The sequence below is a fragment of the Youhaiella tibetensis genome, from assembly GCF_008000755.1.
Classification (GTDB): domain Bacteria; phylum Pseudomonadota; class Alphaproteobacteria; order Rhizobiales; family Devosiaceae; genus Paradevosia; species Paradevosia tibetensis.
On the sequence record NZ_CP041690.1, the window covers coordinates 2,203,827 to 2,221,042 of the forward strand.

Consider the following 17,216-nt stretch of genomic DNA (forward strand, 5'->3'; position numbering starts at 1 on the left):
GATGTATATGTGTAGGCGTAATCGAGTTCGCATATCGATCCCACGCGCCCACGCCTGCCGGCTTGGAATGTCGAGGATTTCTGGTGCTTCGCCGACCCGGGTCGCCTCCGGACACATAACCTGAGGATTTTGCCTTGGCCAAACGACCGATCGATCCGCGCGTAAAGCTGCGCCATATCGCGTGCTTTCTGGAAGTGGCGCGGCTCAAGAGCGTGGTCAAAGCGGCCGACGCACTCAACATGAGCCAGCCGGCGGCATCCAAGACCATCCAGGAGCTCGAGGAAATTCTGGGCGTGTCACTGTTCGACCGGAGCCGGCGCAACCTCTTCCTCACGCCCTCGGGTGAACTTTTCCAGCGCTACGCCAGCACGAGCTTCACTGCGCTGCGCCAGGGCATCGACAGTCTGGGCAGCGCCCAGGCCGACGAAATCGTCAAGGTCGGCGCACTGCCGACCGTCTCCGCGCGCATCCTGCCGCCATCGGTGCAGCGGTTCTCCGAGCAACACCTGCCGGCGCGCGCACGCATCATAACCGGACCCAACGCCTACCTGCTTTCGCTGCTGCGCATGGGAGACGTGGACCTGGTGATCGGGCGCATGGCCGACCCGGACGCGATGACCGGGCTCGCCTTCGAGCATCTCTATTCGGAGAAAGTGGTTTTCGTCGTGCGCCCGGGGCACCCGCTCCTGGGAGTGAAGCACTTCGAGCTGGCCATGATCGAGCCCTACCAGACGCTGATGCCGACCCCGGATTCGGTGATCCGGCCGTTCGTGCAGCGCCTCTTGCTGGCGCATGGCGTAAGCAATGTGCGCGACGAGATCGAGACGGTCTCCAACGCCTTCGGGCGCAGCTTCACCCGGTATTCGGACGCGATTTGGATCATTTCGGAGGGCGTGGTGGCCGAAGACGTGGCGGACGGCCAACTGGCGCTGCTGCCGGTCGACACGGCCGAGACGCTTGGTCCGGTGGGCCTGACGACGCGGACGGACACCAGCCAATCCTTCGCCGCGCAGGCCCTGATCCAGTCGATCCGCGATGTCGCCGCCGGTTTCGAGCGGAGCTGACCGCGCCTAGTGCGCCACGCCCAGCAGGCGCTCGACCGTTTCGGGCTCGCCCTCCAACTGGGCGGGTGTACCTGACCAGGCGATCTCCCCACGCTCCAGTATGAACACATCCTGAGCGAAATTGAGGGCCGCCTGAATGCGCTGCTCGATCATGAGGATGGTCATGGCTCCGGTCGCGGCGAGCGCCGAGAATGCTGCCATCAGTTCGTCGCAGATCACCGGCGCCAACCCTTCGAGCGGTTCATCGAGAAGCAAGACCGAGGGCTGGCCGAGGATCGAGCGCGCCGTGGTCAGCATCTGCTGCTCGCCGCCCGATAGCTGGGAGCCGAGGTTGCGCCGGCGCTCATGGAGGCGCGGGAACATCTCATAGGCTTCCTGGATGGCAGAGTGCGGGCGGTCCTTGAGACCGACCTGGAGGTTTTCCTCGACGGTGAGCGACTTGAAGATGGCGCGGGTCTGCGGCACGTAGCCGAGCCCCTTGAGCGCCCTGCCCGACCCCGGCAGCTCGGTAATGTCCTCGTTGCCGATCGCGATCCTGCCGCCATAGCGGCGGGTCTGGCCGGCGATGGTGGCAAAGAGCGTGGACTTGCCCACGCCATTGCGGCCGAGCACCGCGACGCGCCGGCCCGCTTCCACCGAGAGCGAAACGTTCTCGAGAATTCGCGTCGGGCCGTATCCCGCCGTCAGGTCCGATACCTCAAGCGACGCTGCGGGCATCGGCATAGCTCCCAAGATAGGCTTCGCGCACGCGCGGATCGGCGGCCACTTCCTGCGGCGTGCCGTCAAAGATGATGGCGCCCGCCGCCAGCACGACGACGCGCTGGGCGAAGCGGAACACGAAATCCATGTCATGCTCGATCATCAGCACGGCCAGTTCCGGCGGCAACTGGGCGAGCGCCTGCTCGATGAGCACGGTATCGGAATGCGGCACGCCGGCCGCCGGCTCGTCGAGCAGCAGCACCTTGGGCTGCAGCGCCATCGCCAGCGCGATCTCGAGCAGGCGCTGCTGGCCATAGGCGATCTCGCGCACCTTCTCGTCGGCCACGCGCGTCAGGCCGAGCGTTGCGAGGATAGTACGGCTCTGCGCGACGATATCGGGCATGTCGGCATAGGTGCCGAACATGCGTCCCGACTTGCCCTGCCGCTGCAGGAGCGCCAGCGCCACATGTTCCTGGGGCGTCATGTCCGAGAAGAGGCGCGTGACCTGGAACGTGCGCACCAGCCCCTTGCGAACGCGCTGGGTGGCAGAGAGGCGCGTGACGTCCTCGCCGGCCAGGAGCACCCGGCCGCTATCGGGCGGGATCTGCCCGGTGACGAGGTTGACGAAGGTGGTCTTGCCCGCCCCGTTGGGTCCGATCAGCGCGATGCGATCGCCCTGCGCCATGGAGAGGGAGACGTTCTGGGTAACTTTGAGGCCCCCGAAGTGCTTTTCGAGGTTTTCGACGGCGAAGATCGGGGTCACTGGCCTGCCTCCTTGCCGCGCCGGAGCCGACGATAGATATCCTCTGCCGCGCCGGTCAGACCGCGTGGAGCGAAAAGCACGACCGCCATGAGCAGCACGCCCACCATGGTGAGCCAGTGGAAAGGATTGATGGAAGACACCAGGTCCTCGAACCAGACGAAGACCAACGTGCCGACCATGGCTCCGAAGAGGTTGCCGGTGCCACCCAGCACGAGCATGACGAGCGCTTCGGCCGAAAGGTTGAAGGAGACGCTGTCGAGCCCGACCACGCGGGTCGAGATGGCGTGGAGCGCTCCGCCAAGGCCCGCCACTGCGCCCGAGAGCACATAGAGCTTGATGAGCGTCGGCTTGACCGAGGCGCCCATGGCGCGCACGCGGATCGGATCTTCCTTGATGGCGCGGCACAACATGCCGAACGGCGAGCGCATGATGAGGCGCAGCACGAAGAACACTAAGACTAGCAGGGCAATCGCCAGGAAGAAGGTGGTGCGCCCCCACAGATCAAACTGGAACATGCCCAGCACCGGGGACGGCGAAATGCCCGAGAGGCCATCGCTGCCACCCGTCCAGTCCGACGCCTTGTTGGCCGCCTCATGGGCCAGTTGCACGATGGCGATGGAGAGGACGAGCTGCGCCAGCCCGTGGCCGCGCAGGATGATGACGCTCGACACCAGGCCCGCCAGCGCGCCGCCAATGGCGCCGATGCCGAGCATGGCCAGGGGATCGACAATGCCGAAATGCGCCGCAGCGATGCCCGCGGCATAGGCGCCCGACCCTGAAACCGCCGCCTGGCCGAGCGTGGCGATGCCGCCATAACCGGTGACCAGGTCGAGCGAGAGCACGATCAGCATCATGATGACGATACGGGTGAGCAGCGCCAGGTTGTTTGGGAAAAGAAAGTAGCCCACCACGCTCAGCGCCAGGATGATGGCGATGGCCAGCGCATCGCGCTTGAGGCGGCTGGAGGTGGTGGCCAGGGAAACGGCTGGCGCCGATTGTGTCAGGTCGGTCATTGCGCTCGCCCCAGAAGGCCGCGCGGGAAGATGCAGACGATCACGATCACCGCCAGGTAAAAGAAGAACTCGCCCATTTCAGGCATGAGGTAACGCCCGGTCGTCTCGATGGCCCCCAGGAGGAGCGAGGCGATGAGGGCGCCGGGAATGGACCCTGCCCCGCCCACGGACACCACGACGAGGAACGTCACCATGTAGCGCATGGCGTAGTAGGGCTCGATCGGCAGCAACTCGGCGCCCACGACCCCGCCAAAGGCGGCAAGGCCCACCGCGACGCCGAAGCTGACGGCGTAGATGACGGCAGTGCGCACACCGAGCGCCCCCGCCATCGCCGCGTCATCGACCGATGCGCGCAGGCGCACGCCGAAGGGCGTCCGCTCGATGAGGAACCACAATCCGCCAGCGACCAGCACGCCGCAGGCAATGACGAAGAGCTTGTGCGCGGCGATGGTGCGGAAGCCGATATTGACCGGCCCCGACAGTTCGGACGGCAACGGGATGGTCTTGAGGGTGGGCCCGAACACAAAGTTGGCGATGCCGATGATGGCAAAGGTGAGCCCGATCGTCATGAGCACCTGCGTCAGCTGCGGGGCGCCGTAGATACGCCGATAGAGCAGGCGTTCGAGCGGGATGGCGATGATGATCGTACCCACCACGGCCGCCATGACGGCGACGCCGTATGGCAAGCCCATGTCGCGCGTGGCGTAGGAGGCGATGTAGCCGCCGATCATGGCGAAGGCGCCGTGGGCGAGATTGACGACCTTCATCAACCCCATGGTGACCGACAGGCCGATACAGATCACGAACAGCACCATGCCGTAGGCCAGTGCATCCGTGCCGATGCTGAGTACGGTTTGCATACGCTTCCCTTATCGGGACGCCCGGCCACCGGGCGCCCCAGTTCCGTTTGGTCCAGGCTTACTTGGCTGCTGCCAGGCCCGGATCGCCCTGCTTCTCGAAGGTCTGGATTTCCTTGTTGATGTAGGTGCCGTCGTCGGCCTTGGCGACTTCGCGCAGATAGATGTTCTGCGTGATGTGGCGGGTTTCCGGGTCGATTTCGACCGGGCCGCGCGGGCTCATCCAGGCGAGGCCCTTGACCGCATCGACCGCGGCCTTGGCATCCTGCTTGCCGCCAGTCGCCTCGATCATCTTGTAGATGACGTGCATGCCGTCGAAAGCACCGACCGCCGGGAAACTCAGTTCGGCCGGGTTGCCGAGCGCCTTGCCAGCAGCTTCGACGAAAGCCTTGTTTTCCGGAGAATCGTGGGAAACCGCGTAGTGGAACGTGGTGAGCAGGCCCAGCGCGGAATCACCGAGGGCGGGCAGGTCCGATTCCTGGGTCAGGTCGCCCGGCGCCAGCAGCGTGACGCCCGCATCCCTGAGCCCGTTCTCATTGTAAGACTTGACGAAACCGAGCGTGGTCGGGCCGGACGGCAGGAAGGCGAAAACCGCCTGGGCGCCGCTGTCCTTGATGCGCTGCATGATAGGGCTGAAATCGTTGGTCGACAGAGGCATGCGGATGCTCTCGACCACGGTGCCGCCCTCGGCCTCGAAGGTGGTCTTGAAGGCGGTCTCGGAATCCACGCCCGGACCGTAATCGGAAACGACGGTGATGACCTTTTCGATGCCCTTCGCCTTGGCCACCTTGGCCATGGGCGCAGAAGTCTGCCAGGTGGTGAAGGACGTGCGCACCACATAGGGGCTCTTGGTGACGATGGCCGAGGTCGCCGCGTTGAAGATCACCATGGGCACGTTGGCCTGCTCGAGCAGCGGCGCGGCCGCCATCGCATCGGGGGTGAAATAGAAGCCGGCCAGATACTGCACGCCTTCCTTGACCACCAGCTCCTGGGCGAGAGCTGCCGACTGGGCCGGATCGGCCTGCGGCACGTCGCGATAGACGATCTCGACCTTGTGGTCGCCCACGCTGTCACCGTTGAGCGCCTGATAGGCCTGGATGCCGGCCTGGAAATTTTTGCCCTGCAGGGCGAACGGACCCGAGAACGGACCGATGACGCCGACCTTGATGGTGTCGGCGAGCGCCGTGCTGGTCAGCAGCGCCGTTGCGAGCGCCGCCACGAAAAACTTCTTCATTGTTTCCTCCTGCCTTCATGTCCTGCGCCCGCGCGGAGTAGCGTCCGGTTATGCGAGAGGCGAGCGTCGTTTGGCGGCCGCAATGCGGCGCACCTTGGGAGGCCATAATCTGCCGCAGCCTCGCTTGCGGTCAAAATGAAAACCCGGCCCGGAAATATAACTTGGGGATTATGAGACCCGTCGCTCCGGGATCGGGATCCGGCGCTCCTCCAGCGCCTTGAGCACTGAGGCCGGAATAGCCCGGCAACCGCATTCGCGGGCGTGTTCCAGATGCCAGGCGATGCGCTGGTCCAGATTGGCGTTTGGCGGCATGGGATGGGACTCGTGCCAGGCGCGGTTCAGGGCCATTTCAACCTCAATAGGACATCAGGACGGGCAAGAGCGGGCGCTCCAGAACGGATCGCGTCGCGCCCCCGAGCAGGAACTCGCGCAGGCGATTGTGACCATAGGCACCCATAACCAATAGCGTAGCATCCTGGGAGAGCGCCAGACGCTGCAGGGCCTCCCCGACCGCCCTGCCCTCGAGCCTGCCGGTCACCGGCTCGGCCTTGATTCCGACGCGCTCGAGATGCGCGAGTACCCCGGCAGCCCAGTCATCGGGCATGGCCTTATCGTCTGTCACCGCCAGGACAAGCACCCTGCGTGCCTTCTGGAGCCAGACGCGGGCATCGTTGAGGGCACGGGCGGCCGCCCGGCTGCCGTCCCAGGCAATAGCCACGACGTCGGGCTCGAGGACTTCGAGCGGGCGCACCGGGAAGACCAGCACCGGCCGCCCGGACGAGAACATGGCCGCCTCGGCAATGGCGCGGCTATCGGCAATCTCCGGGTCATAGGGAACGATGGTAAGGTCGTGCGTGCGCGCCAACTCGGCGATCCGCGTCGGGATCGAGAGAGGCTGGGAGCGCACCGGGGTGACGAAGGCCAGCACGCCTGCCCGCTCGGTCAACTCGCGCAGGCGCGTGCCGAACTCGCGCGCCACTTCCCGGCTTCCGCTCTCGGCCTGGCGCGACAGGACGGTATAGTCCGCGCCCAGCGCGAAGGGGCTGGAGACCGGAGGGATATCCACCTCGATCGGAACGGCCGTCAGCGTCGGCTCGAGCACGTCGACATAGTCGACGAGCGGGCCGAGTGCCGCCTGATCGAGCGGGTCGGGATAAGTCACAAGGGGAACCAGGATATCGATAGGCATCTGCATCTCCAGTTCTGCCCACAGATTCCATGATAACGCGCTGGAGCGCAACCTGGCTGCGCTGGACATTTGCGGGAGGCGGCAGCCAGTATGGTAAGTCAATGGGATTCCAGCGCATGTTCGCGGCACTGCAGAAATACCTGAGCGAAATCCTTGTCGCCATCGCGGCCCTGGGCATAGCGCTCGGCTTCGCCTCCGGCTGGCTCGGCCCCGAATGGCCCCAAAGGATCTGGACCGTGGCAACGCTCCCCGTGCTCGCGGCGCTGCTCTTCCAGATCTGGGGCTCCCTGCGCCGGGGCGACGTGGGCCTCGACGTCGTGGCCGCGCTTTCGATGGCCTCGGCCCTCCTCATCGGGGAAACCCTGGCTGCCAACGTCGTGGCGCTGATGTACGCGGGCGGCCAGCTGCTCGAGGGCTTCGCGTCGGGACGAGCCAAGCGCGAAATGACGGCACTCATCGGCCGGGTCTCGCATAGCGCCATGCGCTATGACGGCGAGGGGCTCGAAGAGACGCCGATCGCCGACCTCGTGCCGGGCGACCGGCTGATGATCCGTCACGGCGAGGTGCTGCCGGTGGACGGCAAGGTCACCCAGGGGGTGGCCGTGCTCGACCAGTCGGCGCTGACCGGCGAACCCCTGCCCGTCGAGCGACGCATCGACGAGGAGGCGCTCAGCGGCAGTGCGAATGCCGGACCCGCCTTCGACATGGTCGCCACGCGCCCGGCGGCGGAAAGCACCTATGCTGCCATCGTGCGGTTGGTGCAGGGCGCCCAGGAAAGCAAGGCGCCGATGACGCGCCTGGCGGACCGTTACGCGGTTGTCTTCCTGGTGGTGACGGTCGCACTGGCCGTCGCCGCCTGGTACTTCTCCGGCGACGTCACACGCGCCGTCGCGGTTCTGGTGGTGGCGACGCCCTGCCCGCTCATAATTGCCGTGCCGGTGGCCATCATCTCGGGCATGTCGCGCTCGGCCCGCTCCGGCGCCCTGATCAAGGGCGGCGACGTGCTCGAAGCGCTGGCCCAGGTCAAGGTCGCCGTGCTCGACAAGACCGGCACCCTCACCCACGGCTATCCCGAGATCGATGAGGTGCGCTCAGGACCTGGACGCACGGGCGATGAGCTCCTGCGCCTTGCCGCTTCGCTCGACCAGGCCTCTGCCCACGTGATGGCCGCAGCCCTCGTGCACGCAGCCAAGACCCGCGAGCTGACGCTCACCCTGCCCACCGCGGTGGTCGAGGACGCGGGAGCCGGGCTCGAGGGCATCGTGGATGGCCACAAGGTGGTCGTAGGCGGCAGCGGCTACGTGCGCTCGCGCAGCGCCAGCGGCGACCCGGCACAGTTCCGCGACGGCCTGCGGCCCGGGCAGGCGGTGGTCGCCGTGGCCATCGACGGGGCCGTGGCCGGGATCATCGTCATGGCCGATCCGATCCGCGACGATGCCGACAAGCTGCTGACAAACCTGCGCGGCGCAGGAATCGACAAGATCGTCCTGGCCTCGGGCGACCGGCAGGACGTGGTCGACGAGTTCCGCACGCAACTCCACCTCGAAGAGGCCCATGGCGACCTGACGCCCGACCAGAAAGTGGCGGTGGTGACAGGAGAGCGAAGTGCCGGGCCGGTGCTGATGGTCGGCGACGGCGTCAACGACGCACCGGCGCTGGCAGCCGCCGATGTGGGCGTCGCCATGGGCGCACGGGGCACCGCCGCGTCCTCGGAGGCCGCCGGGGTCGTCCTCCTGGTCGACAGGCTCAGCCCGTTGATCGATGCCCTCAGGATCGCCCACCGCTCGCTTGGCATCGCGCGCCAGAGCGTCTTCGTGGGGCTCGGCCTTTCCTTTGCAGGCATGATCGCGGCAGCGCTTGGCTACCTGCCGCCGGTCCAGGGCGCGCTGTTGCAGGAGGCCATCGACGTGGTGGTGATCCTCAACGCGTTGCGCGCCCTGCGCTGACTATTGGGCGGTATAGCCGCCGTCGATGACGAGCTCGGTCCCTGTGACGAACTTGGCTTCGTCCGATGCGAGGTAAAGCACGCCCCAGGCGATGTCATCGGGCTCGCCCAGGTGGCCGATCGGATGCAGGTCGACCAGATGCTTGCGCGCCGCGTCCGGGTTGGGCGAGGAGTTGATCGAGTTCTCGACCATCGGCGTGAGGATATAGCCGGGATGCACCGAGTTGACCCGGATGCCGAGCCTGTTCTTGGCGCAGTAGAGCGCCACGGACTTCGAATAGATGCGCACCCCGCCCTTGGAGGCGTTGTAGGCACCCAGGTTCGGATCGCCCACCAGACCTTCGATCGAGGACATGTTGACGATCGAGCCACTGTCGCCCGCCGGCTTGACCTTTTTCATGGTGCGAATGGCGTGCTTGGTGCCGAGGAAGACCGCGTCGAGGTTGACGCGCATGAGCTTGTGCCAGTCGTCGAGCGTCTGTTCCTCGGGCGGACCGCCGAAGCCGACCCCGGCATTGTTGACCACCACGTCCACATGGCCGAACCGTTCGAGAGCCTTGGACATGATGTCTTCCCACTGCGCCTCCTGGGTCACATCGTGGTGAAAGAAGGCGGCGGCCTGGCCGATCTCGGCGGCGATGGCGCTCCCCGCATCGTCCTTGAGATCGGTGAGAACGACACTGGCCCCTTCCTGGGCCAGCTTGCGCGCGACGGCGGCACCAATGCCGAACGCCGCGCCTGTGACCACGGCAACCTTTCCCTGCATGCGGTTCATACTGCACTCCCGTGACTGATTGACCAGACCGGATGCCGCTGCGGCAAACCCACATTGCGGCGCCGGGACCAGCCTAGCAGACGCACCGAAATGGGCGAAGTGGAGGCGCGCGGACGCTAGCGCAGGACGTGGCCTGCCGTGATGTCGATCTGGAGCCCGTCATGGGCGGGCACGACATTGGCCGGAGTCTTCCGGTCGACCGTGGCGTAGTCCATGTCGATGTGCAGATTGGTGAGCACGGCCTGCCGTGGAACCAGGCGCGTGATGAGCGCCAGGGATTCGGGAAGGCTCAGGTGGCTGGGATGGGGCGTCGGGCGCAGCGCATCGATGACCCAGACATCCAGATGGGACACCGCCCCCAGCGAATGGTCGGGGACGCCCGAAAGATCGCACGAATAGGCGAAACCGCCGACCCGGAACCCCAGCGAGCGGATATCGCCATGCTCCTGGTCAAAAGCGTGGACGGAAATGGACCCACCCGGTCCATCGATCACCACGTCCTGGCCCGGCGCAATGACATGGCCGTTGAGGATCGGCGGATAACCGCTGCCCGGCGGCGAGGTGAAGCAATATCGGAAAGCTTCGCGCAGCCGCTCGCCGGTGATCTCCGAATAGAAAACGTCGACGCGCTTCATGGTGTTGAGCGCCAGCACCCGCAGGTCGTCGATGCCATGAGTGTGGTCGGCGTGTTCGTGAGTGTAGAACACCGCATCGACGCGGCCGACGCGTGCGTCGAGCAACTGCTCGCGCAAATCGCAGCCGGTATCAATGACGATACGCGTGGGCTCGTCCACCCCTTCGCTAAAGCCCTCGATGAGGAGCGCGCAGCGACGGCGGCGATTGCGCGGATCGTCCGGATCGCAATCACCCCAGACGTTGCCGACGCGCGGCACGCCGCCAGAAGACCCGCAACCGAGAATGGTTGCCACGACGCGCTCGGCGGCTGCCATCTCAGAGCCCCGTCTTGGAGAAGAGCCGCGCGAAATTGCGCGTGGTCTGCTCGGCGATCTCGACGACGTTGACGCCGCGGACCTCGGCCAGCTTCTCGGCTGTGAAGCGCACGAAGGAGGGTTCGTTCGACTGCCCGCGATGCGGGATGGGCGCCAGGTAAGGCGCATCGGTTTCGACAAGGATACGGTCGGCGGGCGCGAAGGCGGCCACCTCGCGGATTTCCTCGGCATTCCGGAAGGTCAGGATGCCCGAGAACGAAAGATAGCCCCCGAGCGCCAGCCCGCGCCGCGCCAGTTCCGCGCCGGACGAGAAGCAGTGCAGCACGAAGGGGAAGGCCCCCTTCTCGCTCTCTTCCTCAAGAATGCGCGCCATGTCCTCGTCGGCGGAGCGGCTATGGATGACGAGTGGCAACTGCGTCTCGCGCGCCGCCGCGATATGGCGGCGAAACCCTTCGGCTTGCGCCTCATGGGGCGCGTTATCATAGAAATAGTCGAGGCCGACTTCCCCGATCGCCACGCATTTGGGGTGCGCAGACAACCGGACGAGATCGGCAGTCTGGATGTGGAGCTCCTGGTCTGCATTGTGCGGATGCGTCCCGACCGAGCACCAGACGTTCTCGTTCTCCTCGGCGATCCGCGCGATTTCCGGGAACTTGTCCACCCAGGTGCAGATGGTGACGATACCGGTAACCCCCGCCTCGCGGGCGCGCGCCAGCACGCCCGGCCGATCGGCGGCCAGAGCCTCGAAATCGAGGTGGCAATGGCTGTCGATCAGCATCTTTACTCGGCCTTGGTCCGCTCGAAGCGCTGGAACACCGGCTGAGGCGCCGGCAGGTCCGTACCCGGAACAAGCGCCGACCCATCATTGGCGAACGCCAGCAGGCGCTTGTCGGCGGGTACCGAGAGCGTATCGAGGATCCTGCCGGCCGATTCCGGAATGAAGGCCAGGGCGGGAATGGTGACGCGGCGGATGACTTCGGCCGTCACGTAGAGCACCGTTCCCATGCGGACCGGATCGGTCTTCTTGAGCGCCCAGGGCTCCTGCCCGGCGAAGTAGCGGTTGGCTTCCCCGACTACCTCCCAGATGGCGGCGACCGCCTCGTGCACAAGCTGCTCATCCATGGCCTTGACCGCGCGGGCCGTAGCCGTGGCGGCCAGATCGAGAAGTGCCCGGTCGGCGTCCGAATAGGCTCCGACCTCGGGGACTTTGGCCTCGCAGTTCTTGTTGATCATCGAGAGCGAGCGCTGGGCGAGATTGCCCAGGTCGTTGGCCAGGTCCGCATTGTTGCGGTTGACGAACTTCTCGCGGCTGTAGTCACCATCGTTGCCGAAGCTGACTTCGCGCAGGAAGAAGTAGCGCACGGGATCGGCCCCGAACTCCTCGACCAGCGCGAACGGCTCGATGACGTTGCCCAGCGACTTGCTCATCTTCTTGCCATCCACGGTGATGAAGCCGTGGGCGAAAATCTTGCGAGGCAGGGCAAGGCCGGCGCTCATCAGGAAAGCGGGCCAGTAAATGGTGTGGAAGCGCGTGATGTCCTTGCCGATCACGTGCAGGTCCGCCGGCCAGTAGCGCTGGAACATCTGGCCATCGACATCGGGATAGCCGACGCCGGTCATGTAGTTGGTGAGCGCATCCACCCACACGTACATGACATGGCCGGGCACGTCCGGAACCGGGATGCCCCAGTCGAACGTGGTGCGCGAGATCGAGACGTCGTCCAGCCCGCGCTTGACGAAGGCGATGATCTCATTGCGGCGCTCGTTGGGGCCGATGAAATCCGGATTTTCCTCATAGTGCTTGAGCAGCCGGTCGGCGAAGGCCGAAAGGCGGAAGAAGTAGCTGGGCTCTTCCACCCACTCGACCGGTGCGCCCGAGGGCGCGAATTTCCTGCCGCCCTCGCCGTCGGTGAGCTCGGAAGCATCGAAATAGGCCTCGTCGCGAACCGAATACCAGCCCTCGTACTTGCCTTCGTAGATGTCCCCGGCCGCGACCATCGCATTCCAGATCGCCTGGCTCGCCGCGTAGTGGCGGGCCTCGGTGGTGCGGATGAAGTCGTCGTTGGAAAGGTTGAGCGCCCCGGCCAGCTGCTTGAAGCGGGCCGAATTGCGATCGGCAAGATCACGCACCGGCACGCCTTCGCGCTCGGCGGTCTGCACCATCTTGATGCCGTGCTCATCGGTGCCGGTCAGGAAATAGACGTCGCGCCCCTCCAGCCGCTTCCAGCGCGCCATGGCGTCGGTCGCGATCATCTCGTAGGCGTGCCCGATATGGGGTTCGCCATTGGGATAAGCGATTGCGGTCGTGACGTAATAGGCGTTGCGGGTCATGATGGCTCGGATAAGGGCGATGTCTCAGAAATGTGGCGCTTGATGGCGTCGAAGACGACGGTCAGCGTCTGCCGCATGTCGAGATTGAGACTGTCGGTCTCTTCGAACAGGGCCTGCGCCTTGTCCCATAGCTCGTTGGCCGAGGCAAGCCGCATGCGGCCCTCAGGTCCCTGTAATGCCGCCGATTTTGCTTCGCCGGCCAGCCAATCGATGATGAGCTCGCGCGCAAAAGCCGCTTCGGCCGTGCCCGAGCCGGCCGCGATGGCATCCGCAAGCGCCAGATGCGCGCCGGAGGGGAAGCGCCCGGGATTGGCGAGCCAACCCCGCAAAGCCGCCAGCGTGCCCTCGCCCGCGACCAACGTCGCCTCGAAGCCCTTGCGTGGCCTGCCATGGGCCAGCGAAACGGCTTCATCGATCTCGGCGGGGCTGGAATCGCCAAGGTTCGCAGCCAGGACCGCGCGCACGTCTTCGTCGGCTATCGGGCGCATGGCCAGGGAGTGACACCGCGACTTGATGGTCGGGAGCAGCGAGCCCGGACGGTGCGAGACCAGGAGGAAGATGGTCTCCGCAGGCGGCTCCTCTAGGATCTTGAGCAGGGCGTTGGCGGCGTTGACGTTGCAATCGTCGATGGAATCGATGATCGCCACGCGATGCCCGGCCCGCCCGCGCGTCTTGCGCAAATGCTCGACGAGGTTGCGGATGTCATCGACCCGGATGACCGAATAGAAGCCCTTGGCGTCCTTGGGCTGGCGGCGCAGCACGAAGAGATTAGGGTGCGAGCCGGCCATGACCTGCTCATCGACCCGGTGCGCGTCCTCATCGCCCGTTGCCACGAAGATGTCGCGGGCGAGCTTGAAGGCGAGCGTCGCCTTGCCGATGCCCTGCGGTCCGTGCAGCAGCACCGCATTGGGCAAGGAACCACCGGCGAGGCGGCTGGCAATTGCGCTCTTGGCGGCGGCATGACCAAGAACGGCATGTTGCTGCTCGGGGAGCCTCACGCCTTCAATCTGGTCAGGCTCGCGAATGGGGACGTCGTCGCTCACGCGGTTGGTGCCGTTTCGAGTTCAGGAAAGTGCTCGAGCACCGCCTGCCAGATGGCTTCCTCGAGCTTGTCCTCGGTGCGGTCGGCCAGGACGACCACGCACCGTTCGCGGTTGTTGCGCGCGATCTCGAGGAACCCCTCACGCAGCTTGCGGTGCCATTCGAGATTTTCCTTCTCGAAGCGATCGCCCGTATCGACCAGCGCGTCCTCGAGCTGGCGCTCGCGCACGCGCGCAAAGGCAATCTCGGGATCCATGTCGAGTACCAGGGTCAGGTCAGGCTTATGGCCATTGAGCGCCAGTTCCTCGAGGGCGCCGATCAGCTTGGCGTCCACCCCGCCGGTCAGGCCCTGATAGGCCCGGGTCGAATCGTGGAAGCGGTCGGAGATCACCCACTTGCCGGCGTCCAGGTTCGGCGCGATCAGCTGATTGACGTGGTCGAGCCGCGCGGCGGCGAACAGCACGGCCTCGGCTCCCGCGCCCCAACTCTCGGAGCGCCCCTGCAGGATGAAGGAGCGGATGGCCTCGGCCTTGGGCGTACCGCCCGGCTCGCGCGTGCGGATCGCCTCGATGCCCTGCTTGTGCAGCCGCGCCTGCAGGCGCTTGGCTTGGGTAGACTTGCCCACCCCCTCCCCGCCTTCAAATGTGATGAAGCGGGCTTTGACGGACTGCGATGCGTCGGCCATGAAAATCCCTGTTACAGCCAGCCCAGCGCGAGTTGCTTGAGCGCATCGGTGGCCTTGCGCACGATACCGCCTTCATTGACGGACGCACCGGCATAGAGCGGCGCCGTCTGCACCACAACCCCGCCGCAGATGATATTGAGTTGAGCAACCCGCTCGCCCTGCTCTACCGGAGGACGCAGCGGCCCCTTGTAGGTGATGGTCGCCTGCGGACAGTCCTTGGCGCCCTTGGGAATGAAGAGATCGATATCGCCCTCGCCCACGAGCGGAACCTGGGCTTCCTCCCCGCCATAGACGTTGGCATAGCCGACGGTCTTGCCCTTGGGAAAGGCCGGAATGCGATCGAAGCTGCGCGTGCCCCAGAGCAGGAGCTTGCGGGCTTCCTCGGCGCGCTCGTTCATGGACTTGAGACCGTGAACGACGGCGATCAGGCGCCGCCCGCCCTCGGGCGTGGACACGACGCTGCCATAGCCGGCAGCCTGGGTATGGCCGGTCTTGAGCCCATCGACGCCGATCCCCATCTCGACCAGCGAATTGCGGTTGGGCTGGCGGATCTTGTTCCAGGTGAATTCGGGGATCGAGAAGAGATGATAGTATTCGGGGAAACCGGCGATCAGGTAGCGCGCCAGGGTGGCGAGGTCCCGCGCGGTCGAATACTGGTTGGGGTCCGGCAGGCCGGTGGCGTTGGTGAAGTGCGAGCCGGTCAACCCGATTTCCTCAGCCAGCCGGTTCATCATGTTGGCGAAGGTCGCTTCCGAGCCGGCGATGCCCTCGGCCAGCGCGATCGCCGCGTCATTGCCCGATTGCACGATAACCGACGTCAGAAGGTCCTCGACCGGTATCTTCGAGTTGAGCTCGGCGAACATGGTCGAGCCGCCCGACTTGGCCCCGCCATCGCGCCAGGCATGCTCGGAGATGAAGAACTCGTCCGTCATCTTGATGCGGCCGTTGCGCAGCTCGTTGAAGACGACGGCGACCGTCATGAGCTTGGCCATGCTGGCCGGCTCGAGGCTCGCGTCCGCATCCTTGTGGAACAGCATCATGCCGCTGTCGTAGTCCATCAGGACCGCATACTTGGCCTTGGTGTCGAATTCCTGCGCGCCGACCGAAGCGACCGTCAGGACGACCGCCACGAGCGCCAGAACGAAATGCCGGATAGCGAGCATTCAAACATCCCTGCAACCGCGCCGCCGGACGCGGGGATCAAAAGATCAATTTAGGCCGATAAAGGTCTAATACAGAATGATGTCCTTGAGGCCAAGTTCCCGAGCCAGATTGAGCACATCATCGCGAGCGACGCCGGGCTTGAGGCGGGTGAGCATGAGGCGGGTCGCATCCTGTCCCCGGGCCGTGACCGGCTGTTCCTCCACCGCGCCGAGATAGGCAAAGCGTTCCTCGACCTCGAGCGAACGGGCCGGGTCGGCGAAGATGCCGATCTGCAGCTTGATGGCGCGCGCATTCTCGTCGACCGCCGCCACCCAATCCTGAAGTGCCGGGCTGCGCGTCGCCATGGCATTGACCGCGTCGTGAGCGTTGAGAATGGCGTCGTTCTCGGTCTGGGCGTTCATGCCCGTATCGGCATAGGAGAAGAGGCCCATGAAGTCCTTGGCCAGATCCTTGGCAGAGTAGCTGCCCTGGCTGGGCTGGTAGGTCTCGACCTCGGTATGACCACCGAAGCTGGTGACGACCTGCACGGCCGAGCCCTGCGCCGGCTGCGGCGCCGGGGTCACCTGGGCCACCTGCTGGGCGACCGGTCGTGGAGCCTGAACCTGCGGCTCGACCATGGCGAGGCGGGTCTGGCTACGCTGCTCTTCCTGCACCGTAGGCGCATTGAGGCTGGCGAGGAGGACGCGTGTGTCATCGCCCTGGAGCGGGGCCGGGCCGACGTAATTAACCTGAACGTTGGCGCTGCCGCGATTCATGAAGCCAAGAAGGTCGGCAGCACGCGCCGAAACGTCCATCAGACGTCCCGGAAGGTAGGGACCGCGGTCATTGACGCGCACTATGAGCGAGCGGCCGTTGTCCAGGTTCGTGACGCGAACATAGGACGGCAGCGGCAGCGTCGGGTGCGCGCCGGAAATGGCATTGGCCGAGAAGATCTCGCCGTTGGCCGTGAGGCGGCCGTGGAAATCGGCGCCGTACCAGGACGCCTTGCCCTGTGCCACGTAGTTGGGATCGTCCTTGGGCGTATAGACCTGCCCGCGCACCGTATAGGGCTTGCCGACCAGGTAGCGTCCGCCCCCGCGCGGCGGATTGGCGGCGCGGGAGACGCGTGGCGACGAACTGACGCCGAATTCCTTGGAGGAGAAAGCGGCTCGCTTGACGCCAGTACTGCCGTGAAAGCCACCCGAACTGCAGGCGGCCACGACGGGAGAAACGACGATTACGAGGGCTGCGAACCGGGCAAACGAACGCCAGCCATTACGCTTGGAACTCAAAACACACGCACCTTAGCTAAAGGAGTTGCCAGTCTAGCCGATTGCGAGCGAAATCCACCGGCTACGCTGCCGTCATGGTTGAGAGGCGGTTAAATTCCCCGCTTTTGTTTCAAATTGAAGCCGTCCCGTCCAAGGCATTCAAACTATTGCAATGTTTTGGGCACGAAACCTGACGGCCGGCTTTGCCGAAGCCCGAACCTGCAGCGAATCCCGGGGCGGGGGCAATGATGCCCCG

The 17,216-nt window shown here is 65.4% G+C and carries 17 protein-coding genes; 2 read left to right on the forward strand and 15 right to left on the reverse strand.

The window, feature by feature from the left end:
- Positions 1-134 precede the first annotated feature (134 nt).
- A complete protein-coding gene (pcaQ, locus tag FNA67_RS10685) occupies positions 135-1,064 on the forward strand; it encodes a pca operon transcription factor PcaQ (protein WP_147656025.1) in 930 nt (309 codons plus the stop codon).
- A 6-nt stretch (positions 1,065-1,070) separates the two neighbouring features.
- On the opposite strand, the gene FNA67_RS10690 is transcribed toward pcaQ, so the two are convergent.
- The 7 genes from FNA67_RS10690 to FNA67_RS10720 form a co-directional block, all read right to left on the reverse strand.
- Positions 1,071-1,781, reverse strand: coding sequence for an ABC transporter ATP-binding protein (locus FNA67_RS10690; protein WP_147656026.1), 711 nt, complete (start codon positions 1,779-1,781; stop codon positions 1,071-1,073).
- Complete coding sequence (locus FNA67_RS10695; protein WP_147656027.1) at positions 1,762-2,526, reverse strand: ABC transporter ATP-binding protein; 765 nt, start codon at positions 2,524-2,526, stop codon at positions 1,762-1,764. The genes FNA67_RS10690 and FNA67_RS10695 overlap by 20 nt, the downstream gene beginning before the upstream one ends.
- Positions 2,523-3,539 carry a branched-chain amino acid ABC transporter permease gene (locus FNA67_RS10700; protein ID WP_049705103.1) on the reverse strand — a complete coding sequence of 339 codons (1,017 nt, stop codon included), beginning with the start codon at positions 3,537-3,539 and terminating at the stop codon, positions 2,523-2,525. The genes FNA67_RS10695 and FNA67_RS10700 overlap by 4 nt, the downstream gene beginning before the upstream one ends.
- On the reverse strand, positions 3,536-4,399 hold the full coding sequence (locus FNA67_RS10705) for a branched-chain amino acid ABC transporter permease (RefSeq protein WP_147656028.1): 864 nt from the start codon (positions 4,397-4,399) through the stop codon (positions 3,536-3,538). The genes FNA67_RS10700 and FNA67_RS10705 overlap by 4 nt, the downstream gene beginning before the upstream one ends.
- A 58-nt stretch (positions 4,400-4,457) precedes the next feature.
- A complete protein-coding gene (locus FNA67_RS10710; protein WP_049705105.1) occupies positions 4,458-5,630 on the reverse strand; it encodes an ABC transporter substrate-binding protein in 1,173 nt (390 codons plus the stop codon).
- A gap of 168 nt (positions 5,631-5,798) precedes the next feature.
- Entirely contained in the window at positions 5,799-5,978 is a 180-nt protein-coding gene (locus FNA67_RS10715) for a hypothetical protein (RefSeq protein WP_049705106.1), read from the reverse strand.
- A 7-nt stretch (positions 5,979-5,985) separates the two neighbouring features.
- Positions 5,986-6,819 carry a universal stress protein gene (locus FNA67_RS10720; RefSeq protein ID WP_170267287.1) on the reverse strand — a complete coding sequence of 278 codons (834 nt, stop codon included), beginning with the start codon at positions 6,817-6,819 and terminating at the stop codon, positions 5,986-5,988.
- Positions 6,820-6,935: 116 nt separating this feature from the next.
- Between FNA67_RS10720 and FNA67_RS10725 the strand changes: the two genes are divergently transcribed.
- Entirely contained in the window at positions 6,936-8,765 is a 1,830-nt protein-coding gene (locus FNA67_RS10725; protein ID WP_147656029.1) for a heavy metal translocating P-type ATPase, read from the forward strand.
- On the opposite strand, the gene FNA67_RS10730 is transcribed toward FNA67_RS10725, so the two are convergent.
- The 8 genes from FNA67_RS10730 to FNA67_RS22390 all read right to left on the reverse strand — a co-directional run bounded on the left by FNA67_RS10730 (position 8,766) and on the right by FNA67_RS22390 (position 16,981).
- Complete coding sequence (locus FNA67_RS10730) at positions 8,766-9,539, reverse strand: glucose 1-dehydrogenase (protein ID WP_147656030.1); 774 nt, start codon at positions 9,537-9,539, stop codon at positions 8,766-8,768.
- 116 nt (positions 9,540-9,655) lie between these two features.
- Entirely contained in the window at positions 9,656-10,489 is an 834-nt protein-coding gene (locus FNA67_RS10735) for an MBL fold metallo-hydrolase (RefSeq protein WP_147656031.1), read from the reverse strand.
- 1 nt (position 10,490) lies between these two features.
- Complete coding sequence (locus FNA67_RS10740; protein ID WP_049705110.1) at positions 10,491-11,267, reverse strand: TatD family hydrolase; 777 nt, start codon at positions 11,265-11,267, stop codon at positions 10,491-10,493.
- Between the two features lie 2 nt (positions 11,268-11,269).
- A complete protein-coding gene (gene metG / locus FNA67_RS10745; RefSeq protein ID WP_147656032.1) occupies positions 11,270-12,820 on the reverse strand; it encodes a methionine--tRNA ligase in 1,551 nt (516 codons plus the stop codon).
- Positions 12,817-13,863 carry an AAA family ATPase gene (locus FNA67_RS10750; protein WP_147656033.1) on the reverse strand — a complete coding sequence of 349 codons (1,047 nt, stop codon included), beginning with the start codon at positions 13,861-13,863 and terminating at the stop codon, positions 12,817-12,819. Before FNA67_RS10750 ends, metG begins: the two co-directional genes overlap by 4 nt.
- Positions 13,860-14,546 (reverse strand): dTMP kinase, encoded by a 687-nt coding sequence (gene tmk / locus FNA67_RS10755; protein ID WP_049705113.1) that lies wholly within the window; start codon positions 14,544-14,546, stop codon positions 13,860-13,862. Before tmk ends, FNA67_RS10750 begins: the two co-directional genes overlap by 4 nt.
- Positions 14,547-14,557: 11 nt before the next feature.
- Complete coding sequence (locus tag FNA67_RS10760) at positions 14,558-15,709, reverse strand: D-alanyl-D-alanine carboxypeptidase family protein (RefSeq protein WP_147656034.1); 1,152 nt, start codon at positions 15,707-15,709, stop codon at positions 14,558-14,560.
- A 66-nt stretch (positions 15,710-15,775) separates the two neighbouring features.
- Positions 15,776-16,981: a septal ring lytic transglycosylase RlpA family protein gene (locus tag FNA67_RS22390; RefSeq protein WP_210246381.1), complete on the reverse strand. Its 1,206-nt coding sequence runs from the start codon at positions 16,979-16,981 to the stop codon at positions 15,776-15,778.
- Between the last annotated feature and the right edge of the window lie 235 nt (positions 16,982-17,216).